This is a genomic window from Streptomyces sp. NPDC050759 (assembly GCF_044456945.1).
In the GTDB taxonomy this organism is placed as follows: Bacteria; Actinomycetota; Actinomycetes; order Streptomycetales; family Streptomycetaceae; genus Streptomyces.
On the sequence record NZ_JBITGI010000002.1, the window covers coordinates 76,812 to 102,478 of the forward strand.

Sequence of the window (25,667 nt, forward strand, 5' to 3'; positions counted from 1 at the left end):
CTCCGAGACGGCCGACGCGTTCTGGGGCGCGACCGCGACGGCGGTGACGAGCAGCGCGGCGGACGCCGCGCCCACGATGCAAAGGGCCACTGGGTTTCGGGGCTTGGTCGAGGACATGGAGAATCCCTGCTGTCTTGGCCGAGCGCGCTCTCGGATGAGGCCTCAGCAGGCGTCGCGGCTCACGGCGAGTGGGGTGTTGGTCGAGCCGTGGCTACCGGTAGGCAGGTCGGCCTGTCATCGGAGCGGCCGCAGGAGCGGCCTGAAAGGGGTGGGGCGGCGGTCACGCACCGGTAGTGGTGGACCGTGTGCCTGATCTCGGTGCCTGGGGTGATGGCCGGCCACCAGTTTCTGCAATGACGCGATCTGTCTTCGTTGATGGGGGGCGTGGTGTCGCGGCCCCAGCTCGCGAGCAGGCCGACGTCAGCGCTGGTCATCGTGGACTGTTCGTTGGCGGCCTGGGCTCACCACTGGGCCGTCGGCATGCTCGTGAACGCCGGTGCCTTCATCTGCCCTCAAGAAGGCGGTCGACCACGCGAGGAAAGGGCGGAGTGGTGGCGTGCGCCGACCATGCCGACCGGGACGCGCAACAAAGTCACTGCCGTCCCGGCCGGCATGCCGTTTCGCGGCTCCTGCTCCGGATCCGCGGCTCGACCTCACCGGGCGGACGCCCCGGGCAGGTTCAGCGGCCGATCTTGTCCAGCTCGGCGAGTTCCTCCTCGGAGAGCGAGAGTCCCGCACCGGTGACGTTCTCGCGCAGGTGGGCCACCGACGAGGTGCCGGGAATGAGCAGAATGTTCGGTGACCGCTGCAGCAGCCAGGCCAGGGCGACCGACATCGGCGTCGCATCCAGCCGGGCGGAGACCGCGGTCAGCGCCGCGGACTGCAGCGGGGTGAAGCCGCCGAGCGGGAAGAACGGAACGTAGGCGATGCCCTTGGCGGCAAGGTCGTCGATCAGTTCGTCATCCTGGCGGTAGGCGAGGTTGTACATGTTCTGCACGCACACGATCGGCGCGATCGCCTGCGCCTCGGCGACCTGCTCCGGCGTCGTGTTGCTCACTCCCAGGTGCCGGATCAGGCCCTCCTGCTGGAGTTCGACGAGGGTCCCGAACGGCTCGGCGAGTGAGCCGGGCCGGGGGCCCTGGGCGTCGCCGAGCCGGAGATTGACCACGTCGAGAGCGTCGACTCCGAGGTCCTCAAGGTTCTCGTGTACGGCGCGGCGCAGATCCTCGGGCCGCCGGGCAGGGGGCCAGCCGCCCTGCTCATCGCGGACCGCGCCGACCTTCGTCACGATGTGAAGTGATGCGGCATAGGGGTGCAGCGCTTCACGGATCAGCTGGTTGGTGACGCGTGGTCCGTAGGCGCCGGAGGTGTCGATGTGGGTGATGCCCAGGGCGACGGCCTCACGCAGGACGGCGAGCGCGCCGTCGTGATCGGCGGGCATGCCCATGACGCCGGGGCCGGCGAGCTGCATGGCGCCGTACCCGAAGCGGTTGACGGTCAGGTCGCCCAGGGTCCAGGTGCCGCCGGGCAGTGACGGGGAGGGTGTGTTCGTGGTGTCGCTCATGCCGTCGATGGTCACTCCCGGACAGGAGTCGCATCCAATACCGATACGGTGCCCTGTCATACCCAGTGGGTATCACCGACGTATGCTGGGGTCATGGACACCTTGGACACCCGCGAGCTGAGGTACTTTCTGGCCGTCGCCGAGGAACTGCACTTCGGCCGTGCCGCCAAGCGCCTTGGCATGGCGCAGCCACCGCTGTCCCGGGCGATTCAGCAACTCGAGCGGCGCCTCGGCGTCGCCCTGCTGCAGCGCAACCGCCGCGGCGTCGCCTTGACCGACGCCGGAGAGATGCTGCTGCACGAGGGCCGCGCGGCCCTCGACGCGACCACCGCCGCCGCCCGCCGCACCCGCCGTGCCGGCGGCGCCGACCGTCCGGGCAGCTCCCGCAACCGCCTGGTACTGGCGGTGAAGGCCGGCTCATCCCACGAACTGTTGCACAAGCTCCTCGACGCCTACGCGGTCGAGCCCGACGCCGCCGAGATCGAGGTACTGCCGAGCGGCACGTGCGAGCAGGGCGAGATGCTGCGTGACGGCCGCGCCGATGTGGCGCTCATGCACGCGCCGTTCAACTCCCTCACCGGGTTCGACAGTGAGGAACTGATGACCGAAGGGCAGATCGCCATCTTGCCCGCCGGGCACCCCCTCGCCACGCACAGGACACTGTCCCTCGCCGACATCAGCGACATCCCCGATCTTCCGCTCGCCCGCTGGGCCCACGACGGTGCCTACCCACCCGGCCCGGGCCCCGAGATCCGCGACCAGACGCAGCTGGCCCAGTTGATCGCCCTCGGTCGCACCGTGGCCGTCTTCCCCGACTCCGCCCGCTCCTGGCTGTGGGCCGAGCACACCGCCGTCCCCCTGACCGACGCACCCCCCGTCGTCACCCACATCGCCTGGCCCGCGCACAGCCGCTCCCTCGCCCTCGCGGGGCTGATCAGCACAGCCACCCGGCTATGACCGGCCTCGGAGACCGTCGGATGACTCATCACAGCGTCCCCCTTTTGCCTTCATGGGACCGTGAAAATTCAATGGCCCTGTTCCGCAGTCGGCAGCGCACCAGGCAGTGGACGCCTTGCCGAACCGTGCGAAACGGTGTTCACGGCATTTGGAACTCGGCACGGCAGGCACTTGAACCGCAGCGGCGTCGGGACAGAACATGTACGCCACAAGAAAACGTGGGAACAGCGAACACGAGGTGGATCGACCGGAGATGAACAGCACTGGATCGGAGACCGACCTGGTGCCCGGGGCGTTCGTCGTGGATTCCAGGGTCCCGGGTGCCGTACCGCGAGGATTCGATGCCTTCCGTCGTGGATGGCAGACGCAGATCGGCGATTTCTTTCCCTTGCCGGCCTTCAGCCCGGCCACGGTCGCCGACTTCCGGATCAAGGGACGCGTCGCCAGGGTGCGCGATGTGGTGATCGCTGATCTCCACATGGCGTCGGCCACCCGGATCGCGGACCCCCCGGGCGGCGATCGGGACCTGGTGGAGCTCCACGTATTGCGGGGCGGCACATGGACGTTGGGCGGCCTGCCCGACCGCGACGAGCTCACCGTGCCGACCGGGCAGTTCCTCCTCCGGCACTTCGGGCGGCGGATGCCCTTCGAGACGGCGCCGCACACCACGGCGCAGTTCCTTTTCCTGCCCTCCGCGACGCTCAGATCCCTACTCGGGAACCGGACTGTCATCGGGCCGGCGGACTCAGCCGAGATGCGCCTGCTGACGGCCCACATGAACATGATCCAGAAGACGGTCACCGAGCTCGGCCCGGCCGGTGTGCACGCCGCCCACAGCACCCTGATCGAACTGGCCAAGGCCGTTGCGGTGCGCCGCTTCGACGACGTGGAACCGCAGCTGGCTCCCGCGCTCGTCCGGGCCGCGAAGGACCTCGCCAACAGCCACCTCGCCGATCCCGAGCTGTCCCCGACGATGCTGGCACGCGAGCTGAAGGTCTCTGTACGCACCCTGCAACGGGCATTCGCCACGGTAGGAGAGTCGGTGACCGCCTACATCCGCCACCGGCGGCTGGAAGAAGCCCGGCTCGCCCTCACATCGCCATCCGGCCGGTGGAGCATCTCCGGAATCGCCGCCCGCTGGCACTTCGCCGACAGCAGCCACTTCATCCGCGCCTTCAAGAAACACTACGGCCAAACGCCCACCGAATACGCCCGCTCGACCGGATCGGCCGCACGCTGAACCGACCTGAAGCAGGGGCCGACGTATGAACTGACCGATGACGCCGGGAAGTTGACCGGACTGTATTTACCAAATGTCACCAGCCCGCAGAACACCACGAGTTAAGGACGCTGTTCGCCTCTACGCCAGTTTGAGATTTGGCGTTCGCGACGCGTCCCAGCCCAATGAGCACCGTGCATCGTGAAGTTGCAGGTCTTGTGTCCTGAACATGAAAGGGAGTTGGTTGTAGGACAGCTTTCGGAAATGACGCTGTGCGGGAGATGAAGGATTTGTGGCCCTTTGAACGGCCGAGCGGTACGCCGTTCCAGGAGGATCAGGGTGGATCAGGAATTCTGACGCACGTGCTTCACAGCGACACTCCACGGTTCCCGTGGACGGTCCCCAGCACCACGCTGACCTGCGAGGTCACCGGCATCACAGAGGCGTCGGTTTCGGCCGGAACGAACCCCACCAGCGTCCCGGACCGACATCAGCCCATGTCAGGGCACACAAGAAGCACCTTGGCGCGCGCCACGGCATTGACCACGTCCCCCGGCGCGCACCGAAGGTGCGCTGGATCGCTGACCCGAGAAGTCAGAGCTTCCGGCGGCGATAGTGGTCACCTGCTGACAGCTTCGGAATCGAGCATTCCCGGGCTACCTAGCTCCCATTGAACTCGTAACACGATCTTGCTGGCGTGTGGCGGTGTTGAGTAGGTTGCCGGTGCCGAGGTCGTTCACGGGCTACGCCGTCATCCCGGGATGAAGCTCGGCCACCAGGGTGGGACATTGCCCTTGCACAGCGGGGCGGGGTAGGCGTCCGGCATCCCGAGCCAGGTGACAAGGAACCAGGTGAACCACAGGGTGAAGATGAGCCCTGCAGTCAGGGTTGTCCTGCGATGACGTGTTCCGATGGTGCTGTGCAGGATCACCCACGGAACCGCAGCGGCGATCCATATGAGAGGGGCGAGAAACAGCAAGGTCATGCCATTGATTTACGCCGTTGCCGATGTCACAAGCAGCCCATGCATTCCCTATGGCAGCAGTGGACACCACCGCGGTCAGTCCACCGACGAGGACGCCGAGGCCAGTTTCTCTGAACCAACGGCTCGGAGGACTCGACGGCACGGCTGCCATGATCGTCTCCCCGCCTCGCCGTAGGTGCGGAGGGTACCAACGTTCTGAAATAGCCCGCTGGGGTCCTGGCCTGCTCTGACACCGGTCAGTCGTTTTGTGCTTCCGAAGTCGTCGCCAGCAGATGAGACTGCAGGCCGGGAGACGAAGACGTCGTGGAGTTCGGTGAGGCGTTCCCAGCGGACGGCGAGGCGTTTGAAGTGGTGGAGCAGGGCTAAGGTCTGCTCCACGACGTAGCGGTGCTTGCCCATGCCCTTGATGTTCGGTGATCCCTTGCGGGAGATGACGGGCAGGATCCGTCGGCGACGCAACTCGTCGCGGTGGGCGTTGGAGTCGTAGCCCGTGTCGCCGAGCAGGGCTTCGGTCCTGCGGCGGGGCCGGCCGGGGCGGCCCGCGACGGGCGGGATGCCGTCGACCAGGACGAGGATCTGGGTGAGGTCGTTGACGTTGGCCGCGGTCGTGATGACCTGGAGTGGGGTGCCGCGTCCATCGCAGATCAGGTGGTACTTGCTGCCCGTTTTCCGCCGGTCGACCGGCGACGGACCGGTGTCGGCGCCCCCCCTTTTTTCGCGCGGATGTGAGAACCGTCCACGCACGCACGTGACCAGTCGAGTTCGCCGGCCGCGTTCAGCTTTGCGCTGCGGGAGAAAACCACAACCGCCTGACCAGCGAGGCGTCGTTCGCCGCGCTCTGCGGTGCGAGCCCCGTCGAGCATTCATCTGGCAAGAGCCTGCACCGCCGCCTCAACCGCGGTGGTAACCGGCAGGCGAACGCGGCGCTCTACCGCATCGTCCTCACACGCCTGCGACGCGAGGGACGAACCCAGCGCTACCTCGAACGACGCAGCACCGAGGGCAAGACCAAGCGTGAGGTCATCAGGTGTCTCAAGCGATACGTGGCGCGAGAGATCAATCAGCACATTCGGGCCGTCCCATTGCCACGACCGGAACCAGTGACCGGTTGACCGCACATAGGGGCATCAATCTGAACACGCACGTCAGCCGCGCCATGCGGCAGCTGATCGACGCCCGATTATGGCTGACGGTCTTCCAACTGCCGCCGTATGCTCCCGAATTCAATCCGGTCGAGGGCGTGTGGTCGCACCTGAAGCGGTCCCTGGCCAACCTCACCAAACACAGTCTCGACCAGCTCACCGCGCTAGTGAAGACCCGGCTCAAACGCATACAGTACCGATCCGGCCTCATCGACGGCCTCATCGCCAAAACCGGCCTCGACTTCCAACCGCCGTAACCTCAGCGGTTGAAGATCTCTAGTGTAGGTTCACATGTCAGATGGCCATTCCTCATCGGCGATGGCCCTTGTCCAGCCCGTGGGACGCCGATGTGAGACGAACGCTGAGTCCGCCCCCTCTATGAACCTGCCGCTCATCTATGCACCGTCACGCTCCAAAGCTGGTGTCGCGGTCATGAAGAGGGCTCAGGAGTGCGCGCGAGATACTCCTGGAGTTCATGGTGCCGGAACTGGTAGGCGACACCGGCTGCCCTGAGCAGGCCGGCCTGGTGACACCACCATAGGAATCGGCCGAGGCCCGTTGGCAAACGTCCTCTGGTGGACATCAGCAGGGCGAGATGCCTCACTCCCGCGAGCCCCGCTGATATTCCGAACCCGGCTCCCATGGTCAGAGCGCATGCGAGCACAAATCCGGGCGCCAGCGCCTCTCTCATGATCAGTGCGAGTGTGCAGCCCATGGTGAAGGCGGATGCGATCCCCAACCAGAGACTGTGCGATATGAGCTTGCGCGGGTCGGCGACGTAGTCGACGTTCTCCTCCACGACCGGACCATTGCGCAGGGCTGTACTGATGAGCCCCAGGAATGACAACGTCAATGGCAGCGCCACCGCCAGGACCGCCCATCCCACCGCCCTGATGAGGACGGCAGTTCCGACCAGCCCGCACACCGCCAGCCACGACAAGATCCACCCGCATCCCGCCTGGAACAGATCGATGCGGGCCGGCTTGGGCCAGATCTGTGCCCAATTCACGCTCAGCATCGCGACGGCCGAGACTGCTGCGACGGACAGGGCGCCGAGGTACTGCCAGGACATCCGGTCCGGCGCCTGGAGCAGCATGATCGAACCACCGGTCAGCCAGATGACAGCGACGGCTGCGAGGGTGACATATCGCGGCCGGCGGCCTGCGAGCGGCCACAGTTCGTGGAGGACGATGTCGGTTCCTGGCAGGAGGCGCCCGCCGACGGACCGCGAGGTGGCCTCGTTGTCCCCGAGGTAGCCGGCAAGTGTCGCGAGCCACATGTGGACCCGCCGGGGTGTGTAGGCGGTCTTCCGGCCTTCTCGGCCCGCCTTGACGGCGGCCGGGATGAACAGGCTGAGCAGATGATCTCGGATCTTGTCCTCGTCATCCAGCTCCGGGCGCAGCAGATCGGATGGATCGCGGATGTACGTCCGGGGGCCGTACTCCTGATAGACCGTCACGGCCAGATTCAACCGCCACGGCGTGGCGAGGCTGCGAGCCAAGGCCCCGTCCGGGTGGAAGTCGATTGCGTCAAGGACGTGTTGCCAGCGCGCTATGCCGTGCCGTCCCACCTGCGATTCCACGAACGTCAGCGTCTTGTCCGTGGTGACGGCCTGGATCTCCACGCTCGCCGCGTCCTCCATGGCCATCGTCACGGTCTCCAACGCCCTGTGGTGCTCGGTGCGACAGGTCACCACCAGCCCGGGGCTGCCCTGGGCGCTCTGGAAGGCGTTGAGAGCCTCAAGAGCCAGAACCGCTCGGGACTCGCTCTCAGGCGACGGGTCGCGATCCATCTCGTCCAGACCGTCCAGCACCGGCGTTATCAGCCGCGCCTCGACCAACGCGGCTGCTGTCCGCCGACGCAGTCCGTATGTCTGCGTCAGATGCTCGACTAGCCAACCGCCGATCGGCCGACGGCTGTCCCACGAGGAGGCGGACAACCGTACGGGGATGGGATCCGTGTCCTTGCGATCCGCCAGCAGCCCGCTGATGAGCGTCACCAGCAGGACCGTCTTGCCTGCTCCTGGCGCTCCCGTGATGATCAGACGTCGCGAGCGCAGGGTGCGGTAGTAGGACACCACGTCGTTCAACGTCCCGGCGTGCAGGGCGCCTTCGGCGTCACATCCTGGGGTGGGCCGCAGGACGAAGTCGATGTCGATGGTTCTCATGTTCCGACCGATGAGCCGGGCCAGTTCACGCCCTTCCATGTTGGCGACCTTGTTCGCCAGGCGTGGAGCCCAGTAGAGAGGATCGGTCGACTGCCAATGAAATGCCTGCAAGGACAAGTTCCCGCTCCACAGAGCGAGTGCCAGCGCGAGCGATGCGAGGACGGCGCTCAGCGGGTCGACCTGGCCGACGGAGGTGACCCGTAGTCCTCGCCACCCCAGCCCGACCGCGAGTAGGAGCAGGACCACACAGCCGAACCCGAATGCCCATCCCCAGCGACGATCTGTTCCCATGACCGGCATGGTGGCAGATTGCTGGGCCCAGCCCGAGAGCACAGGAGTCGTCACCTCAAGCCACCGGGTTCCGGGCGGCCACAGGTCCCGCACCGTATGTTCGCCAACTGCCGCCGTACAGCTCAGAAAGGACAAGGAAGTGAGACGAACACGCGAGAACTCCCACTGAGACATCCAGCATCGGAGCTGGTCAACGCTGTGCCAGGGGCATCGGAATCGAGAACCTACAGATCATGTAGGGTCTCAGATTTCGCCAAATCTCACGGTCGATGGCCAAGCGACAGCAGATCTGACACGAGTTTGAGATTGGCAGGTCAGGCCCTTCACTCATATGAGTGAGCAGGGTCTGATACCGCCCCGCTACGGAATCTGCGCCGAGGACTAGGAGTTGTCCGGTCGATCATGTTCGGAGCCAGATGACGAGTGCTGCCGCGGTTGCTGTTCCGAGGTAGACGTAGCCGCGCTTGTCGTATCGAGTGGCGACGGCTCGAGCGTTCTTGAGCCGGTTGATGGACCGTTCGACAGTGTTGCGTTTCTTGTACCGTTCCTCGTCGAAGCCGGGTGGCCGTCCGCCGCGTGAGCCTTTGCGCAGGCGGGCGGCTTGACTGTCGGTCTTCTCCGGGATGCTGTGCCGGATACCGCGTCGTCGCAGGTACTCGCGGCAGGGCCCGTTGCTGTATGCCTTGTCGGCCGCGAGGCTGTCGGGCTTCTTGCGTGGCCTGCCCGGCCCGATCCGCGGCACTCGGATCTTCTCCAGAACGACCTTGAACTGAGTGCAGTCCGCTTGTTGCCCTGGGGTGACGATAGGGACAGTGGGCGGCAGCGGCCGTCCGCACTCAGGTGCAGCTTGGTGGTGAACCCGCCGCGCGAGCGGCCCAGGCCCTCACCTCTTGCACCACCTCCACCAGGCGGGCGACGAGGCTCTGCCGCGGCGTCTCGTCCTGGTGTTCTGTCCGCACGTCCCCTTTTGCGCCGGGAGTCGGCGGCGGGTCGGTGCGAGCACCGGCGGCGTGTTGATGCGCCCGAACGATCGTGGAGTCGACCGAGACGTCCCAGTCGATCTCCCCGGACGCGTCGGCCTCGGCCTGGACCTGCTGGAGCAGGCTCTCCCAGGTTCCATCGGCCGACCACAGCCGGTGCCGTTCATAGACCGTCTTCCACGGCCCGACCCGTTCGGGCAGGTCACGCCACTGCACGCCGGTCCGCACCCGGTGCAGAATCCCGTCGATCACCTGCCGGTGATCCCGCCACCTGCCGCAACGACCGTTGCTTACCGGCAGGAACGGCCGCAACCGTTCCCACTCGGCATCCGTGAGATCACCCCGCCCCATGTGCAAATCAACGACCCAGGCAGGGAACAGTCACATAATCGACCGGACAACTCCTAGCCGCACCTAGCATGGACGTATGCGATCCGGCGCGGGGGAACGTGACGGTACGGACATGTGGGAGGTCGCTCTTCCGGAGCGGCCGCTGCAGGTGCCTGGGGTCCAGATGGCCGGCTTTCGGGACCGGGGGGTGGTGCCGATCGATCTGAGGGTGATTCCGCAGCCCGCGGTGAGTCTGGCGCTGGAGTTCGGTGCGGGGATGCCGTTCGTGGAACAGGACGGTGGGTGGCAGTTGCGGGGAAGTATCGTTGCCGGGCTCGGGGCCGGGGCGTCCGGCGCGGTGCGGGTGCGGGGTGGGAGTTACGAGGGTGTGCAGGTGAGGCTGTCACCGCTGGTCGCGCGTGCGGCGCTGGGGGTTTCGCCCGCCGAGTTGGACGGGGCCGTGTTCGGGCTGGAGGAGCTGTGGGGTCGGGAGGCCTCGCGGATCCGGGAGTGGCTGGACAACGCCTCCACCTGGGAGCAGCGCTTCGCGCTGACGGACGCGCTGCTGGCCCGGCGGATCGCCGAGGGGCCGGCTGTGGACGCCGAGGTGGGGTGGGCGTGGCGGCGGATCGTCGCGAGTCAGGGTGTGGTGAAGGTCGAGGGCCTGGCGACTGAGGTCGGCTGGAGCCGGAAGCGCCTGTGGGCCCGGTTCCAGGCGCAGATCGGTCTGCCGCCCAAGCGCGCCGCTGATCTGGTCCGGTTCGACCACGCCGTGCACCGTCTGACCGCCGGTGAACCCGCCACTCTGGTCGCGGCGGAGAGCGGCTACGCCGACCAGTCCCACCTGCACCGCGACATCGTGGCGCGGACCGGGGCGACCCCGGTGACCGTGGTGGGTGACCCCTGGCTGGAGGTCGACGACGTGGCCTGGAGCGACTGACGGAACATTTCTTCAAGACACCGGCCGCCGCACTGGTGATGCTGCGCGTATGTCGAACCCACACGATCTTCTCCCCCGCCCCCGCTACGGTGTCGACGCTCCGGCGTTCCCCGCCCTGACCGGCGCCGTTGGCGTCGCCTGCTGCCTCGCCGCCACCCGGTGGCGGCCGAGTCGACGTGGACGAGCCACCACGGCCGCCGTCGGCGCGGCGGTGCTCGCGTCCACCGGGGTGTACCTGCACACCACGCTGCGCGGCAAACTCCGCTTCTGGGAGCGGGAGCTGGACCGGATCGGCCTGAAGGGCGGCGAGCAGCTGCTCGACCTCGGCTGCGGTCGCGGCATGGTGCTGATCGAGGCAGCGACGCGGCTGCCGAAGGGACGTGCCCACGGCGTCGACCTGTGGACCGGCGACCAGAGCGGCAACAACCCCGAGGCCACCCTGGCCAACGGCGCGGCGGCCGGGGTGGCTGGCCGGGTCGAGGTGCACACGGCCGACATGACCGAGCTGCCGTTCGAGGACGCGTCCTTCGACGTAGTGACGAGCGCGATGGCCATCCACAACATCCCCTCGCGCGAGGCGCGCCGCAGTGCCGTGGACGAGGCGATGCGGGTGCTGCGCCCCGGCGGGCAGCTGGTCGTCGCGGACTTGTGGTGGGCGCTCAAGGACTACACAGCGCACCTCGGACAGGGCACGCTGCGCCCGCTCGGGCCCGGGTACTGGTACGGCGGGCCGTGGTTCGCCGTCACGCTGTTCCGTGTCGTGAAAGAGTCGGCCCCGACGGGTGAGGAGCCGTGCTGACCGCGCGACCGCAGCATTGGCTGCTGCTCCTGTCCTCGCTCGCGTCCGTCGCGCTGTTCACAGTCGTGACGGCCCCCCCGTCGGGCTGGCGGCCGCCGTGGCGCTGGACGCCTTCGTGCTGCGGACGGTGGTCGTCCCGGCGGTCATGCACCTGTGCGGACGCGCCAACTGGTGGTTGCCCGCCTGGCTGGACCGCCGTCTGCCGCACTTGACGGTCGAGCCGCCAACGGAGGAGGAGCAGCCCACCCACGCGCCGGGACCCGCCCTGGTGTGACGGGCCCCGGCCGCGGACGGGACGCTGACGCTGAACCGCGGACCAGTACATGATCGACCGGACAACTCCTAGCCGGAACCCGGGGAGGCGTTCATGGCTCACCGGCGGCTCCGCTCGGTCAACGGCGGCGGCGACGAACAGGAGGCGTTGTGCAGAGCAGTGCGGAGAACATCGATGTTGTGCTCAGGACCGTGGACACCATGGTCGCCTACCGGAAGGCGCACGGCGGCCTACCTGCCGACACGGACGGCCTTGAGGACATGGCCGTGGCGATCGTCGAGGCCCTGGAGCGCGACGACTTCCGCATCGTGGACGTCTTGAGCGGCAGCCGGACCGAGACGCCCACACCCGAACCGGCCTGACGGCATGGCAGCGGGGCGCCAGCCACTCCGGCCGGCGCCCCACTTGCGTTCTGCACTCCGTCAGTTGGTGGTTAGCCAGCAGCCAGCCGCCCCGAGGACTCGGACACGATCGTGAGACTGGGCGGCTGGCCAAGCCGTGAGACACGACGACAACTACCAGGTCACGGAACCGCCGCTGGCCATGGGCTGCGAGACCCTACATCCCAGCCCAAAAGCACCACTGGCACCAGGCACCCGAGCAGCAGCTGCCCGCCACCGCCGACGTCGGGGTTCGCCAGCGCGCTGACCTGCCGTGGTCGGCCTCCTGGTCGGGGTGTCCTCCACCGTCGTCGGCGTCTTGGGCGGGTCCTCCGCCGTGGTCGCGGCTAGGTTCCCATGCCGACTCTCGTCCCCGGACGGGTGAAGCCCGCGCGATCGCCAGAACCTTCACCGGCGCCGGCACGTCATGCCGCGTATGGGGCCGATCCATGACACGCATGTTGAACAGCCGGGCCTGGCCGTCGTCGAAGTCGAGGGGCATGCTAGTGCGTGGCTCAATTTCCTGCCCGTACATGAGAGTTGCCCGCATCACCTGACCGACGGCCGGACATGATGCACCCATGAAGCCGGAGGCCAGGCGGTCATGGGTATGGGTGGCGGGTGTCGCCGGGGCCGCCCTGTTCCTCGCGGCTCTCATCTGGGGGCCCTGGCTACTCGAAGGCCGCCACGTGCGTGACAAGAACGGCGACCTTTCCTCGTCCGCGGGCATCATCATCACCGGGCTGCGCACCGCCGTCATCGCCATCGCCGCCGGTGCCATCGCGGCTCTTGGCCTCTGGTACACCCACAAGAACCACGAGCTCAGCCGGGAAGAACAGGTCACCGACCGTTACGTGGAAGCCATCAAGCTCCTGGGCTCGGAGAACCTCCACGAACGGCTCGGCGGCATCTACAGCCTCGAACGCATCATGAAGGACAGCGAGAAGGACCACGCCACGATCATCGAGGTACTCGCGGCGTTCATCCGCACCCCGAGTTCGGACCAGTGGCAGCGGGACCTGGGGGTGGACGGTCCGTCCGATGAGGAGGGTGACATGGATGCGACCGTTGCACTGGCCGTCGACGTCTCGGCCGCCCTGACGGTCGTCGGCCGTCGCCCGAATCCCGACGCGACGCCCATCGCGGACCTGCGGCGAATCGACTGGAGCAACACCGACCTGGAGCACGCGAACCTCCAACACGTGGACCTCACGGGCGCGGACCTCAGAGGGGCCCGGCTCAAGGGCGCGGACCTCAGAGGCTCGGACCTCACTGGCGCACGCCTGAGGGGAGCAGACTTCCAGGGAGCGCACCTCACCGGAGCCGGCCTCAGGGAGGTGGACCTGAGAGGAGTGCACCTGCGAGGGGTCGACCTCACAGGGGTGGATATCAGAGGGCTCCGTCTGGGGCGCGTGGATCTCACGGGCGCCCAGTTGAGAGGTGCAGACCTCACGGAGGCCGATCTCAGGACCGCGCATCTGAGACAGGCGGACTTCACGGATGCGGGGCTCTCAGGGGCGAATCTCGGAGCGGTGGACCTGACCGGAACGGTGTTCAGGAGGGCCGATCTCAGGGGAGCGCACCTCGGGATGGCGCACCTGGTGGACGCGGACCTCAGGGAGGCTGACCTTAGGGGCGCACAGGGGCTGACGACCGAGCAGCTGCGGCTTGCTCGGCTCTACGACGACACGAAGATCCCCAAGGAATTCAAGGCCGAGCGCTCGATCCGGGAGCGCATCAAGGAGTGCAAGGCGGAGTCTCAATGGCGGGAGACCGCCACCCGATGGCGAGAGGAGGGCACCCGGCACGAACCGTCGTGACCAGCGCCGGCTTCCGCCTCCTGGGCCACCAGCTGCACAGCCAACCCCTCGACCACCATCGGCAACACCGACATCCAGCAGTACGCCAACCCTCTGCCCCCGTACGTCGACACGGTCAAGGCCCGCTTCATGGTGTACCGGGCAGAGCGGCAACCTCGTCGACCCCACCGTCGCTGTCTCCTCCGGCAACATCTGGCGGGAACTCACTGGGGACTTCGAGACGCTTGAGGAACTCCGGAGCGAGGACGCGGCCGCAGGGCGGCCGGCCGAGGTCGTCGCAGCGCTGGAGGAACGCAGGAACGATCTGTGCTGGCAAGTGGGAATGGGCGAGGCGTTCATCGGGGCAACCCGGCGGGACTTGGCCGCCGCGCACCTCGATGTCGTGCGGCATGGCCGGAACATCGACAACGTGCTGGGAGAGGGCCGATCAGGCCGCAGCGACGTGGAGGAATGAGGGTTCAGCTGGTCGGCGCCGGTTTCCGCGGCCAGCCGGGGGCGGCGCCTTGAGTGCCACGCACTCAGAGCAAGGTGCGGCCCTACCAGCGGGCCACGAGTACGACATCGCCGGCCGGGCGACATCAGGGCGGCGGCGATGAGAGAGGGCATCGGCTGATGGAAAGGTGAAAGGTTCACGCTCTGCGTGGAACCCGCCCGACAGGGCACGGCCTGCAAAGGAGGAAGCCAATGAGGTACGACGAGTTCATCGCGAGCGTCCGGGACCGCGGCGAGTACGCCACGGCACAAGAAGCCGAGCAGGTCACCGTGGCGGTACTGAAGGTGCTGGCTTCCCGTCTCACGGCCGCGGAAGCCAAGGACCTCGCCGCACAGCTGCCCGGCCCTCTGGGCGACGCCCTCGGGGAAATCCGCCAGGAGGGACAGGCCGAGTCGTTCGGCATACAGGAGTTCTGCCGCCGGATCGCGGAGCTGACCGGCGCCCGCCCCAGGACAGCGGAGTGGGACGCCGGCGCGGTTCTGTCGACGCTGGCCGACACCGTCTCGGGGGGAGAGCTCAACCAGATCCTGAGCCAGCTGCCCTCCGGATACGCGGACCTCTTCGGCAAACCGGAACTGAGCCAGTAGCCCCGCCGTGGCGGTGAGCCATGGCACCGGCAGGCATCCCGCTGCCGTTGAACAGCGACATCGACCCGTCGTGCGCCCCGGTGAATCGAGCCATTCGCCCGCTGCGGATCAGTTACGGATCCCTCACCTTCTGGTGGCGTAGAGGTGAGCTGGTCATGATGGGAACATGACCTTGGCCGCAGATGCCCTCACACAATTGGCCACCTGGCCCGACCTCACCGAGGCAGATCCGAGCTGCGGCACGGGCCGGGCCCTTCGTTCGCCCCACGGCGAGATCGTCCACTTCCACTCCGGCAACGACGTCGACGTCTACCTCACGGCCCGAGCCATCAAGCAGTTCCACGAGCACCTCACGGCATCGACTGCTGTCCGGCTGGTGCCCGGCTCGCAGTGGGTGACGCTGCGCCTCGATCTCACGGGAGACGTCCACCTGCTCATGACGCTGGTCAGCCTCGCCCTGCGGGCGCATCAGACATGGCCGGTTCCGGACGACGAGCCGGGAGCGGAATGCAATGATCACGACAGGGCGGCGCCTTCGCGCGAGCATCTCAGCGGAGGCTGAAAGACACCTTCAGGCAGATGGAGCCATGGCTGACAAGGCACGCGAAGACGAGGCCATCCGCGGGATCGTAGAGCGCCTGACGGACGCGTCCAGAGCGACACGCAGCCCAGCCGAAGTGCAAGCCGCCGTAGCCAAAGCGCACGCATCCTTCGCAGACCGGCCGGTGCGCGAATTCATACCCGTACTGGTCGAGCGCCAGGCACGGACGCTGCTGAACCAATCGTCCAACTGACGAGCCGCGTCCGGCCAACCAGTCCTCCTTGCAGGCCGCCGATGGCAGCATGAGGGTGACCGGTGCCGCGACTGGCCGAGCCTGTGCAGCATGTCGTGGTCGGCCTCGTAGACGCGACGAGGGAGGAAGAGCGGAACAGCGAAAAGTCTGCCGGGTCGGCCTCATGGTCGGGGTGTCCTCCACCGTGGTCGGGGCTGGGTTCACATGAGACTCCCGTCCCCGGACGGGTGAAGCCCGCGCGATCGCCAGAACCTTCACCGGCGCCGGCACGTCATGCCGCGTATGAGGCCGATCCATGACACGCATGTTGAACAGCCGGGCCTGGCCATCGTCGACGTCATGGCCGCCGACGATGCGACCGCCTTCGCCGTCCAGGACCTGCTCGCCGCCAGCTACGCAATTACACCGGGCGACCGCACAGTCCACAAGCCCGGAGAGCCCGGCGTCCGGCTGCGCCTCTTCCTGGACCGGCGCCAGGAGCCCGGCTAGCGCTGCGGGCGGCCGCGTCCCGCTGACCAGCCGTGGTCGGGCCGGTGGTCGGGTGCGCACGCGCCGCTCGGTCGCGGACGGACAGACCGGGTGGAAGGCATGGGGCTGTTACGTGGACGCTGCCGGGACCAATGCTCGCCGCCCCTGTGTCCGACCCGGCTCTGCTGCCCGGGTGGGCGGCAGAGCCCAAGTGGGACGGGTTCAGGGCTCTGTTGTCCGTCGACGCGGGCCGGGTGGTGCTGCTCTCGAGGCGAGGCACTGAGATGGCGGCGTCGTTTCCGGAGATCGTGGCCGGGGCCGTGCAGCTACCGGATGCGACCGCGTTCGACGGCGAGCTGGTCGTATGGGATGCCGCGGGCCGCCTCGCGTTCGAGCGGCTGCAGAACAGGATTGCCCGGCGCGGAGCCGGGGCGGCCCGGGCGGCACAGGAGTGGCCGGCCCACTTGGTCGCGTTCGATGTCTTGCGGCTGTCCGGGACGGACACGACCGGATGGCCCTACCGGCGCGGCGCAGAGCCGCCCTCGAGTCCGTGTTCGCCGCCCGCGCTCGCATCGCGCCGTGGGTGTTGTGTCCGTCGACCACCGACCCGGACACCGTGCGCGAGTGGCTGACGTGGACCTCGGTCGGGATCGAGGGCGTGCTCTTCAAGCGGCTGGACGACGCCTACCGCCCGTCGGTGAGGGGCTGGCAGAAATTCAAGGTGCACGAGACCACGGAGGCAATCGTCGCCGCGGTCACCGGATCCCTGACCGCTCCCCGCGCTCTGTTGCTCGGCAGGTACGACGACGGACGCCTGCAGTACACCGGCCGCACCACCATCCTCACCCAGACGGCCAGCACGACGGTCGCCGGACAGCTTGCCTCGGCGCAGCACGGTCATCCGTGGACGGGCTTGGTCGTTCACCGCCGGGTCGGGCAGCCGCGAGACACTGAACGTCACGCTGGTGGAACCCGAACTGGTGGTGGAAGTCGGCGTAGACGTCGCCCGCGACGCTGCCGGCCGGTGGCGCCACCCCGCCCACCTCCACCGCGCCCGCCCCGACCTATCCCCCACGGACGTCCCCCGCTGGACGTCACCTGAGCGTCGTAACACCCTCTGACCAGCCGTGGTAGCAGTCATGGATGGGGGCGGCGGCAGCGTGGTCGGCGCCGTGACCGGTCTACTCGGTGGTGTGGTCGGGGTCGGGGAGCTCCGGCGGGAAGTGCTGTTCCAGGATCTCCACCCATTGGTGCAGGCCGACGAAGCCTGTGGTGGCGGCCTGCGCCTGGACCAGTTCGGTCAGAGCCTCGATGAACGGCTGAGCAGGGGGTACCTGGTCCGATCGTGGCGGCGGCCCGTCGCAGACGTTCGTGCGCGGCCGGAGAACACCGCCAACTAGCTGACGGAAGGCCGGCCGTAGGCCATGGCGCCCAGCGGGCTGACGATCGTCAGGTAGGAGAAGCGGGTTCAGCTGCCCTCCGGTGCAATCCTCTCCGCGGCCCCCGTGGGCCGGGGCAGGCGCGGCGTAGGCCAAGCCGGCTCCCACGCCCAGGCCGCCCACCGCTCCGCGTGGGCGAAGACACCGGCGCGGTCGGCGAGCATCGCCAGCACCTGGGCGCGGGCGTCGTCGACGGCCTGGTGCTCGGTGTCGGAGACGATGCCGAGGCGGCGCACGTGCGCGTACTCGTCTTCGTCCTTCCACTCCCAGCCGGTCAGGTCGGGGTGGATGAGCAGGTCCACGGTGAGATCGAAGGTGTCGAACCCGGTCTCAGTACGGCGGGTGGGGTGCTCGAAGTTGACGTACCAGTTCCGCAGTCGCCGCCCGGCGCCGTCGGGGACGAAGAAGGCGTTGATGCTGAACCAGGCTGCCGGAGGCTTCCACAGCAGCAGGTCGGTCTCCTGCCACACCGCGTCCGCGAGCTCCCACCGGCCGGTCGCCATCGCCTCGAACGTCTCCGTGCGCATCGAGCGGTCCCCGTCGTCGCGGGCCTTCGCGTACAGGGCGGGCCAGCGGGCCTCCGCCCCGGGCGCACAGGCGGTCACCAGCGCGTCGTCGATGTCCGCGAGAACCCGCAGCGCCTGCTCGCTCCACACCCGGCCCGAGCGGTGCACGTCGCGCCGTACGACCGTCTCACCCGTCACGAAGCTTCGCACCACATCCTCCTCCACCGGCCACGGTCGGGATGTCCGGCCAGCCTTGCACACCTCGGCGCGCACCGGCCGGAGTGGACAATCCGCCGTCCGGGGCAGCTTGCCCAAGGTCCACTTCCAGCTTTCCCACTCCCCCAGAACACGCAGTTCCGGCAGTACGTGCCGGGTAGCCTCCGGGCAGAGTGCTGCTGAGCTTGGGGGTGGGCGTTGAGATTCACGATCGACACCGAATCCGATTCGTACGAGGACGCGATGCGTACTGTGCGCGCGGCCTATGGAAAGCCGCAGCCCCAGCCAAGCCAGGGGGCGGCCGGAGGTGTTGCCAGAGGTGGGCCTGGTCCACGTCGCCGGCGGGCGCCCGGTCGTCGGTGACGTGCGGCTCGTGGGCGGGGTCGGGCGTGAGATCGGCGGGCACGGTGTCCTCGGTTTCTCCGGCCTGCGGGCTAGGTCGGCGGTGGTCCCGGCCGCGCGCGGATCTGCGCACGGGCCGGGACCACCGTGAGGAAGCACCCCTTGTCCGCGGTCTGTTCATCCCAGCCCGCGGTGTCCGCTTTGACCCTTGACCACCCCTTGACCGGACGGTTCGTCAGTGGCCGATGCCACACCGCCGCAGCTTCGGGGCGGGAGAGGGCACAGAGCTCAGGGGCTGCCCGACTGGGTGACGTCCTGCGCGAGTTGGCCGACGACGTCGAGGATGGTCTGACCGAACGCGGTAGGGGCGATCAGCACGCCGAAAACCAACACGATCACGACAGTCAGCTTCTCGTCGTTCCGGCTCCGGGCCTCCGTACGCCTCCGCAGCCGCACGACGATGTGGGGGCTGGCATCGTGCACCGTCACCGTGACCGTCCCCGCACCGGCCGTCAGCTCGAACTGGGTCACCCCGTCGGCATGCCGCACCGCGTTGGTGCACAGTTCCGACACCACCATCAGCACCGTGTCCACGGCGTTGCCGCCATCCGGCGCGACCACCAGCAGAAAACCGCGGGCCACGTCAGTGGCCTGCCCAGCCGCCCGCACGCTGCCCTCGTCGAGAGGTTCGAGGCCTTCTTGAGGTGGATGCACCGTTAAGGTCTCAAGGCGATAATCACCCGCACCGGCCCGCGAGTTGGGTTCAACGCAGAGTTGCCTCGATCACGGAAAAGGGGGAAGTCGTCGGCACGATCCGGTCGACCGTGAAACCCGCGTCGCCGAGTAGCGCTTCGTACTCCTGCGCAGTGCGTTCACGACCCGTCAGCATGGCCAGCATCGTCAAGTCGATCATCTTCGCGAGATGAGGCGCGTCCCCCTCCGGCAGAACGGCTTCGATCACCACGAGCCGGGCTCCGGGGCTCGCGGCCCGCGCGATCGAACCGAGTATCTTGCCGGACGACGCGTCGTCCCAGTCATGCAGGATGTAGGACAGCACATAGACGTCCGCGGCCGGCACCGCGTCGAAGAAGTCGCCCCCGAAGACCTCGACACGGTCCGCGAGGCCGTGTCCCCGCAGCAACTCGTGTGCGTCGGACACGACATGCGGCAGGTCGAAGACGATGCCGCGCCGGTCCGTGTCACGGCCGAGCAGTTCGGCCATGACGGTGCCGTCGGCACCGCCGATGTCCGCCACGAGCTTCCCGTCGGGCAGGACATAGCCGTCGAACATCCCTGCCCGCAGGCCGCCCGTCACGTTCGCCATGGCGCCGGTCAGCAGGGCGGCGCGCTCCGGGTCCTCGGCCAGCCACTCGAAGAAGGGCTTCCCGTAAAGCGTCTCCGCGGCGGGTTTCCCTGTCCTCACAGTGCCCAGCAGCCCGCTGAACGGCTGATAGTGCGTCTGCATCCAGTACAGCGCCGCGTCCCGCAGCGAGGCCGGGTGCGACGCGGACAGCAGCTCACCGAAGGATGTCACCTCGACCGTGTCGTGCCCGACGTGACGGAACAGGCCGAGCGGTGCGAGTGTGCGCAAGAGGCGCCGTAGAGCGTCCTCGTCGGCGCCCGTCTCCGTCGCCAGCCGCCCGGGGGACCGAGGCCCCTCCGCGAGCCTGGTGGCGATGTCCAACTCGGCCACGACATACAGCGCCTGGGAGATCTGGAAGCCTGCCAGCATTTGGGTCATCAGCGCCGCCTCGGTCGGGGCCGCGGGTGCGGCTCCGACGGCATCGCTCGTTTCGATAGTGCTCAACACGTCTCATCTCCAGGAAACAACAGGAACTTCAGGAGCACAGGCGTCAGCGCTGTGCTGTGACAGGTGCCGCATGGGGCACTGCGTGGGCGCCTGCAAAATCTTTCCAGCGCGTGGCACCGTCGCAAGAGCAACACCTGCTCAACCAGTGCTCACTTCTGCCTACCGCCTCCGGGACGGGCTCACCGGCCGACGTCAGGGCCGCCGCCTGGGCCAGCGCGGGTGCCAGTCGTGCCTCGACGTCGTCGAACCCCCGTGTCAGGACTCCCTTGACCAGTTCGATCAGAGCGTTGCGGGCGGCCTGCACACCGGCCGGGGTGAGCTCGTTCAGCGTCGCGCCCGCGACTCACTCCCGCACTCCACTCGGCAGTCCTCCCCGCAGCACCGCGCTGGCCGGAGCCGGTATCAGCAGCGTGGGGAGCCTGGCGGCCACGCTGGCTGGCGCCCCCTGGGACATCGTCCTGGCCGTTGCTCTCAGCGGCCTGCTGATCGTGCTGGTGCAATCTGTCGTTCAGGGAACGATTCCCCAGGACTCAGCCGATCGTCTCTCCTGGTGGCAGGCCTACTGGAACCACCGCCGGGCACGCAGCCAGGCCACCGCCCCGCCCGAGCGCCGTCCCCCGGCATGACGACGCACGGCGGGTGGAGCGATGGCTGTTGACATGCGTCAGGCCTGTGTTGGGGCGGACGCCGACGGTCGGTCAGCCCGGCCAGGTGCCGGTAGGCGGCGGGTGGCGGTGGCGCCACCGCGGTCGACGGCGGCTTTCACACCGGCGAAGATAGCGCCCCGCAGGACGGCCGCAGATACCACCTCACGGCCGACCGGGAAGCCTTCACCCGCGAGCCGCCCAAGACGCTGAAGGGCCGGATCGGCTACCTGATCCGGCAGTTGGGCAGCGCAGCGCCCGCGCGGTCGCGCAGGAGATCGGCCTCAGCCAGCGGTCGGTGGAACGCTACCGCAAGGGCGAACGCAAGCACCCGCCCCAGGCCATCGCCGAACGGATCGACGCCGCCGTACGGCAGCGATGGCAGCCACAAGTGCGCAAGCGCCGGCAGAAGCAGGCCGCCACCGCGACCGGGATCACGGTGGAGACGAGGGCCCGGTTCGGGTACACCGCGCCCATCGGCACGACCGACGTCGGACGCTTCCGCCGCCTGACGGTGCGCCTCCCCCCGGCCTACGCACAACGCCTCTTCTACGCCCGCAACACCGGCGCCAGCGACCAACAGATGCGCCAGATCATCGCCGAAGGCTACAAAGAGATCTACTTCCAGGACAGCGGAACCCGCGCCACAGGACTCTCCGACGTCACCCTCAACGACATCGACTACCTCGACCTCGACCTCGACCTCGACCTCGACCTCGACCTCGACTACTGACTCGACGCCGACCGGCGGGCCCGGCACCTGCTTGGGTGAGACGATGCAAGGTAGTTGTCACAAAGGCAGCCTTGTTGTCACCGAGCCAGCGGGCATCCCCCATCGAACCCGGGAACGTGCCCCTCAACGGGCCGCCGCCAGGCGCTCCGGGAGTCGCGTGATCGCGGCGGCCACCACGAACCCGAGTGTGACGCCGGCGGCGGAGGCGATGGTCGCCGCCCAAGCCGCTTCGAGGGAGCCGGGCAGGACGGCGCTGGTGAGCCGGCTCGCGCCGGACAGGGCCGCCAGTGCGGCCAGTGCGGCCAGTGCGGCCGGCCAGCGGTGCCGTACCCCATCGATGATGTCGTCGACGACATTCCAGAGGAGCATCACAGCCATGATGTAGGAGCCGCCGAATTCATCGTCCCAACCCACCGCGGTGACCGTGGCCCCGAAGGCGAGCACCAACAGCCAGACTCCTATCAGCCGCCAATAGGGAGTGGGTTGCTGCCGTCCTGCACCACGGGGGATCCAGAAGAACCGTGTGATGCGTTGGACGACCGTGTCCTTCTGCATGGTCCGCGTCCCGTTCCCCCGTGGCCGACTCCGGTTGGAGCTCAAGAGTAGGACGTACGGCAGCGCGCCGCGGTTGTGGAGTCTCACTGCGAATCAGCGCGGCACGGTCGCCCTCATTCCCCGGAGGGGCACGTCAGACGGTGACCGGTGTTTGCGACTGTGCCCTTTACCCAGGAGTTCCGCGCCGCCGTCGCCGCGGCGAGCCCTTTGGGAGCCGCCCGGGAGTCGTTGGCCAACTCGGCCCTCTGCCGGCGTGGTGTGCCGGTGACAGTAACCCTGCCGATTCCATCGCCGGTGACGAGTAGCGTGCCGATGCCGGAACAAATACCGTGCTTCGCCGACGCGGCGCCGCAGGTCGGCGTTCGTCGCTGGTGACACCTATCGTGCGTCCTCTCATTGGGTGACTGAGCGCTTCAGTTGGCGAGTGAGCGTGACACTTGGCGAGCTGAGCGTTCAGTGTCGATCTTTGCCGCAAGGCGGTTGGCGTCCTCGACTTCTGTGGGGCCGGCGCAGAGGCCGGCGGTGTGAGAGTTCGGTATCGAGGACGGCCTGGCTCCGATGGGGCTCCGGCACGTTTCTTGCCTCGCCAGGAGCGCCGCGCCGACAGGAGGACAGATTCAACTGCCGGCTATGTCTCTCGCTGTTGGACAACACCGGACGGCTGACGGGATTGTCGGCGGCGGACGACATAATCACCACCGTCATGATCACCGAGCCGGCTGGAGGCTGCTGTTGTCCTCGCTGCATGATTTCACCACCTGGGAGCCTCTGCTGGGGCTCCTGCGGACAGCCCACACGGAGGCCCTCGCGGCGCCGGGCGGCAACGTGTCGGGGAGTATCGGTCGGGGCTCGTGGAGCGTGCCCGTACAGCAGCGACGCCCGCAGCCCGGGCGTGCCCTGCTGGTGTCGGACATGCAGGAGGAGTTCGACGCGATCGAACGGGTGCGGAACGCGCTCACCGCGGCGGAAGTTGCCCACATCGCGTTCACCGTGGAGATCGAGCCGAGCGGGAAGACTGTGCTTCATCTGTTTGATCCCAGCCCTGCTGCGGATCCCGGCCTCGGCAACGCTCACCCGGGGGCGCTGCTCCTGGTCGAGGGGGCGGTGCCCGAGCCGTGGCGCCGCCTGCCCGAGGCCGTGCCCGGGGCGCGGCCGGCTCCGTCCGTGGATCTGGCATGGCTGGAACGGACGCTGCGCGAGCGGATACCCGAGGCGATCGGCGCCACCGAGGCGGAGATCGTCGCGGCGGAGGCCCGTCTGGGAGTGGCGCTGCCCGGGGAGATCAAGGTGCTCTACCGGGTGACGCGCGCGCGGTGGGCGGACTGGGGTGACGACAACGAGGCGGCGCAGCGCGTCTTCGACGCAGTTGGCTTCGAGCTGGGCTCCCTGGACGACGTTTCCATCGCCGACAGATCGTGGCGTCCGTTCCGTTGGGAACACGCGGCGATGGAGGCAGCTGTCACCGGGCCGGACGCCGCCGTGCAGGACCTGGTCGGCTCGCCCGGATGGATCGTCATCGGCGACACCGGCGGCGGGGATCGGGTCGCCGTCGACCTGACGCCGGGCCCGTGCGGCCACACCGGACAGATCATCGTGCTCGACCACGAGCAGAGCGTCGGAGCCCAACTGTTCGCCGAGTCCCTCACCGCCCTGGTCCAGGATCCGGAACGGGACTGGTACTCCGGGCACCGCCGGGCCGAACTTCCCTGCGTGGCGTGGGTCAACTACCAGAGTATCAGGAGCATTGAGGCCGCGGCCCACCCCGAACTGGAAGCACTGAGCCTCGGCGTCTGGGACGGCGAACCGTTCAGCCTGGCACCCGTTATCGGGCTGCCACGCCTGCGTACCCTCTCCTGCTACGCCGGAACGCTTGCCGATCCACTGGAGATCGCCGGGCTGACAGGGCTGGAGTTCCTCGAACTCACGCCGGAGGACTGGCGAGTCCTGCTCGACGCCGGTGCTGTCCCGCGCGGCCTGGCGGCCGCCGCTATCAAGGCGTATGGCGACCGGGACACGCGCGCGATCGTCGCCATGGCGAACGAGATCCTCGCTCTCTGGGACCGCCCCCCGATCCCCGAGACCATTGTCCACGGCGACCTTGGGCCCCTGCCGTAGTGACCGTGGCAGCAGTGCTGAACGCTTCACTGGCGAGTTTTGCCAACTGAAGCACTCCGTCACGGTTGTTCAGGCTCGACGTTGTGCCTCGACGAGGCGATCGCCATACAGGAGCGTGCCTGCCTGCTTGACGTGTCGCAGCACAGGTGAGACTTCCATGCTCTGCAGGCCGGTCAGGGACCCGATGCGGTCGGTGGTGAACTCGAACAGTTCGTCAAGGTCGCGGCAGTGCGCGACGGCGTGGATGTTGTAGGTGCCGGACACGGCCGCAGCAAAGGCAATCTCGGGTTGCTGCGCAAGTGTGCGTCCGATGTTCTTAACGGCCGACGGATGTACGCGCAGCCAAAGGTTCGCCCGCGTGTGATAGCCCAGTGCGGCTGCGGCGATCTCGACGTCGAGGTGCACGGCGCGACGCTCCAGCAGAGCGTGAAGGCGACGTGATACACGACCTGGAGTCGAGTCCGCCGCCGCGGCGAGGTCGACGAGACTGGCGCGACCGTCTGCGGCGAGAGAGCCGAGGATTTTCCCGTCCTCTGCGGTGAGGCGCACGGGATCGCGGGCGACGACCGGGGCTTCAGCGAAAGGCGGACCTTCACTGCCCAGCATGGCTTCCTGCTCCGGAGACAGGACGCCGTGCAGCGCGGCCCAGTAGTGGCCGCGGCCTCCCAGGAACTGACGGAGCATCGCGAAGGCGTTGACGTCGAGTACGGCCGCGGTACGCGGAAGCCGCTTTCCGAGCAGGTCTTCGCGCTGCTCACGGGTCCGTGACTGAGTCGCGCAGGTGATTTCGCAGCCGGCCGCGCTCAAGGCGACCCAGTTGACATCGTCACGCTTGGCAAGTGCGTCGGCGATCGCCGAGACGCTGCCGGGGCGGCAGCGCAGTCGCACCAGCCACCTGCTCTGCCCCAGCGCGCCCGGATTCACCATGCCTGCAACGCGGATGACGCCGTCGGCGCACAGGCGCCGGTAGCGGCGCTTGACGGAACCTTCCGTGAGGCCGAGCGCGTTGGCGATCGAGGCGAACGAAGCCCGCGGAGCGACCTGGAGCGCTCGAATGATTCGCACATCATCGGGCTGCACGACGCCGGATTCACACATTCGCATACCTTCCATGAAG

The 25,667-nt window shown here is 68.0% G+C and carries 23 protein-coding genes and 6 pseudogenes; 16 read left to right on the plus strand and 13 right to left on the minus strand.

What is annotated here, in order from left to right:
• Positions 1 to 679: 679 nt before the first annotated feature.
• Positions 680 to 1,564 carry an aldo/keto reductase family oxidoreductase gene (locus ACIBJB_RS06115; RefSeq protein WP_398927004.1) on the minus strand — a complete coding sequence of 295 codons (885 nt, stop codon included), beginning with the start codon at positions 1,562 to 1,564 and terminating at the stop codon, positions 680 to 682.
• Positions 1,565 to 1,657: 93 nt separating this feature from the next.
• On the opposite strand from ACIBJB_RS06115, the gene ACIBJB_RS06120 reads away from it, so the two are divergent.
• Both ACIBJB_RS06120 and ACIBJB_RS06125 read left to right on the plus strand, forming a co-directional pair.
• The gene (locus tag ACIBJB_RS06120; RefSeq protein ID WP_398927006.1) at positions 1,658 to 2,521 is read left to right on the plus strand and encodes a LysR family transcriptional regulator; all 864 of its coding nucleotides are present in this window, start codon (positions 1,658 to 1,660) and stop codon (positions 2,519 to 2,521) included.
• A 253-nt stretch (positions 2,522 to 2,774) separates the two neighbouring features.
• The gene (locus ACIBJB_RS06125; protein WP_398927008.1) at positions 2,775 to 3,761 is read left to right on the plus strand and encodes a helix-turn-helix domain-containing protein; all 987 of its coding nucleotides are present in this window, start codon (positions 2,775 to 2,777) and stop codon (positions 3,759 to 3,761) included.
• Between the two features lie 730 nt (positions 3,762 to 4,491).
• Here ACIBJB_RS06125 and ACIBJB_RS06130 read toward each other — a convergent pair.
• Entirely contained in the window at positions 4,492 to 4,725 is a 234-nt protein-coding gene (locus ACIBJB_RS06130; protein WP_398927010.1) for a hypothetical protein, read from the minus strand.
• A 75-nt stretch (positions 4,726 to 4,800) separates the two neighbouring features.
• On the minus strand, positions 4,801 to 5,469 hold the full coding sequence (locus tag ACIBJB_RS06135) for a transposase (RefSeq protein ID WP_398927012.1): 669 nt from the start codon (positions 5,467 to 5,469) through the stop codon (positions 4,801 to 4,803).
• Between the two features lie 35 nt (positions 5,470 to 5,504).
• On the opposite strand from ACIBJB_RS06135, the pseudogene ACIBJB_RS06140 reads away from it, so the two are divergent.
• Both ACIBJB_RS06140 and ACIBJB_RS06145 read left to right on the plus strand, forming a co-directional pair.
• Positions 5,505 to 5,837, plus strand: a pseudogene (locus tag ACIBJB_RS06140) (transposase); the annotation flags it as partial.
• A gap of 17 nt (positions 5,838 to 5,854) precedes the next feature.
• Positions 5,855 to 6,124: pseudogene (locus ACIBJB_RS06145) on the plus strand (transposase); the annotation flags it as partial.
• A gap of 173 nt (positions 6,125 to 6,297) precedes the next feature.
• Here the strand turns inward: ACIBJB_RS06145 and ACIBJB_RS06150 are convergent.
• Together ACIBJB_RS06150 and ACIBJB_RS06155 are read right to left on the minus strand one after the other, a co-directional pair.
• Positions 6,298 to 8,499 carry an NACHT domain-containing protein gene (locus ACIBJB_RS06150; RefSeq protein ID WP_398927014.1) on the minus strand — a complete coding sequence of 734 codons (2,202 nt, stop codon included), beginning with the start codon at positions 8,497 to 8,499 and terminating at the stop codon, positions 6,298 to 6,300.
• Positions 8,500 to 8,725: 226 nt separating this feature from the next.
• Positions 8,726 to 9,656, minus strand: a pseudogene (locus ACIBJB_RS06155) (IS5 family transposase).
• Between the two features lie 76 nt (positions 9,657 to 9,732).
• Between ACIBJB_RS06155 and ACIBJB_RS06160 the strand changes: the two are divergent.
• The 5 genes from ACIBJB_RS06160 (at position 9,733) to ACIBJB_RS06180 (ending at position 13,848) form a co-directional block, all read left to right on the plus strand.
• Positions 9,733 to 10,575, plus strand: a complete 843-nt coding sequence (locus ACIBJB_RS06160; protein ID WP_398927016.1) for a helix-turn-helix domain-containing protein — start codon at positions 9,733 to 9,735, stop codon at positions 10,573 to 10,575.
• Positions 10,576 to 10,624: 49 nt separating this feature from the next.
• Entirely contained in the window at positions 10,625 to 11,374 is a 750-nt protein-coding gene (locus ACIBJB_RS06165) for a class I SAM-dependent methyltransferase (RefSeq protein ID WP_398927018.1), read from the plus strand.
• A gap of 97 nt (positions 11,375 to 11,471) precedes the next feature.
• Positions 11,472 to 11,648, plus strand: coding sequence for a hypothetical protein (locus ACIBJB_RS06170; protein WP_398927020.1), 177 nt, complete (start codon positions 11,472 to 11,474; stop codon positions 11,646 to 11,648).
• Positions 11,649 to 11,797: 149 nt separating this feature from the next.
• Positions 11,798 to 12,010, plus strand: coding sequence for a hypothetical protein (locus tag ACIBJB_RS06175; protein ID WP_398927022.1), 213 nt, complete (start codon positions 11,798 to 11,800; stop codon positions 12,008 to 12,010).
• 599 nt (positions 12,011 to 12,609) lie between these two features.
• Positions 12,610 to 13,848, plus strand: a complete 1,239-nt coding sequence (locus tag ACIBJB_RS06180; RefSeq protein WP_398927024.1) for a pentapeptide repeat-containing protein — start codon at positions 12,610 to 12,612, stop codon at positions 13,846 to 13,848.
• A gap of 127 nt (positions 13,849 to 13,975) precedes the next feature.
• Here ACIBJB_RS06180 and ACIBJB_RS06185 read toward each other — a convergent pair whose 3' ends face one another.
• Positions 13,976 to 14,239, minus strand: coding sequence for a hypothetical protein (locus ACIBJB_RS06185; RefSeq protein ID WP_398927026.1), 264 nt, complete (start codon positions 14,237 to 14,239; stop codon positions 13,976 to 13,978).
• Between the two features lie 293 nt (positions 14,240 to 14,532).
• Here ACIBJB_RS06185 and ACIBJB_RS06190 point away from each other — a divergent pair, with 293 nt between their 5' ends.
• The 5 genes from ACIBJB_RS06190 (at position 14,533) to ACIBJB_RS06210 (ending at position 16,822) form a co-directional block, all read left to right on the plus strand.
• On the plus strand, positions 14,533 to 14,928 hold the full coding sequence (locus ACIBJB_RS06190; RefSeq protein WP_398927028.1) for a DUF2267 domain-containing protein: 396 nt from the start codon (positions 14,533 to 14,535) through the stop codon (positions 14,926 to 14,928).
• Positions 14,929 to 15,094: 166 nt separating this feature from the next.
• Complete coding sequence (locus tag ACIBJB_RS06195; protein ID WP_398927030.1) at positions 15,095 to 15,490, plus strand: luciferase family protein; 396 nt, start codon at positions 15,095 to 15,097, stop codon at positions 15,488 to 15,490.
• A 25-nt stretch (positions 15,491 to 15,515) separates the two neighbouring features.
• Positions 15,516 to 15,722: a three-helix bundle dimerization domain-containing protein gene (locus ACIBJB_RS06200; protein ID WP_398927032.1), complete on the plus strand. Its 207-nt coding sequence runs from the start codon at positions 15,516 to 15,518 to the stop codon at positions 15,720 to 15,722.
• 282 nt (positions 15,723 to 16,004) lie between these two features.
• Positions 16,005 to 16,211, plus strand: a complete 207-nt coding sequence (locus tag ACIBJB_RS06205; protein ID WP_398927034.1) for a DUF6207 family protein — start codon at positions 16,005 to 16,007, stop codon at positions 16,209 to 16,211.
• A gap of 131 nt (positions 16,212 to 16,342) precedes the next feature.
• Positions 16,343 to 16,822 carry a hypothetical protein gene (locus ACIBJB_RS06210; protein WP_398927036.1) on the plus strand — a complete coding sequence of 160 codons (480 nt, stop codon included), beginning with the start codon at positions 16,343 to 16,345 and terminating at the stop codon, positions 16,820 to 16,822.
• An 836-nt stretch (positions 16,823 to 17,658) separates the two neighbouring features.
• On the opposite strand, the gene ACIBJB_RS06215 is transcribed toward ACIBJB_RS06210, so the two are convergent.
• The 5 genes and pseudogenes from ACIBJB_RS06215 to ACIBJB_RS06235 form a co-directional block, all read right to left on the minus strand.
• Positions 17,659 to 18,345: a DUF402 domain-containing protein gene (locus tag ACIBJB_RS06215; protein WP_398927038.1), complete on the minus strand. Its 687-nt coding sequence runs from the start codon at positions 18,343 to 18,345 to the stop codon at positions 17,659 to 17,661.
• A gap of 636 nt (positions 18,346 to 18,981) precedes the next feature.
• A complete protein-coding gene (locus tag ACIBJB_RS06220) occupies positions 18,982 to 19,182 on the minus strand; it encodes a hypothetical protein (RefSeq protein WP_398928391.1) in 201 nt (66 codons plus the stop codon).
• Positions 19,156 to 19,407 (minus strand): annotated as a pseudogene (locus tag ACIBJB_RS06225) (ATP-binding protein); the annotation flags it as partial. The gene ACIBJB_RS06220 and the pseudogene ACIBJB_RS06225, both read right to left, overlap by 27 nt.
• Before the next feature lie 49 nt (positions 19,408 to 19,456).
• The gene (locus ACIBJB_RS06230) at positions 19,457 to 20,500 is read right to left on the minus strand and encodes a methyltransferase (RefSeq protein ID WP_398927040.1); all 1,044 of its coding nucleotides are present in this window, start codon (positions 20,498 to 20,500) and stop codon (positions 19,457 to 19,459) included.
• A 701-nt stretch (positions 20,501 to 21,201) separates the two neighbouring features.
• Positions 21,202 to 21,317 (minus strand): annotated as a pseudogene (locus ACIBJB_RS06235) (DUF4235 domain-containing protein); the annotation flags it as partial.
• Here ACIBJB_RS06235 and tpg point away from each other — a divergent pair.
• Positions 21,318 to 21,880: pseudogene (gene tpg / locus ACIBJB_RS06240) on the plus strand (telomere-protecting terminal protein Tpg); the annotation flags it as partial. It lies immediately after the preceding pseudogene.
• A 123-nt stretch (positions 21,881 to 22,003) separates the two neighbouring features.
• On the opposite strand, the gene ACIBJB_RS06245 reads toward tpg, so the two are convergent.
• The gene (locus tag ACIBJB_RS06245; protein WP_398927042.1) at positions 22,004 to 22,435 is read right to left on the minus strand and encodes a hypothetical protein; all 432 of its coding nucleotides are present in this window, start codon (positions 22,433 to 22,435) and stop codon (positions 22,004 to 22,006) included.
• Positions 22,436 to 23,167: 732 nt separating this feature from the next.
• On the opposite strand from ACIBJB_RS06245, the gene ACIBJB_RS06250 reads away from it, so the two are divergent.
• Positions 23,168 to 24,550 carry an SMI1/KNR4 family protein gene (locus ACIBJB_RS06250; RefSeq protein ID WP_398927044.1) on the plus strand — a complete coding sequence of 461 codons (1,383 nt, stop codon included), beginning with the start codon at positions 23,168 to 23,170 and terminating at the stop codon, positions 24,548 to 24,550.
• A gap of 69 nt (positions 24,551 to 24,619) precedes the next feature.
• Here ACIBJB_RS06250 and ACIBJB_RS06255 read toward each other — a convergent pair whose 3' ends face one another.
• Positions 24,620 to 25,663, minus strand: coding sequence for an Lrp/AsnC family transcriptional regulator (locus tag ACIBJB_RS06255; RefSeq protein ID WP_398927046.1), 1,044 nt, complete (start codon positions 25,661 to 25,663; stop codon positions 24,620 to 24,622).
• Positions 25,664 to 25,667 lie beyond the last annotated feature (4 nt).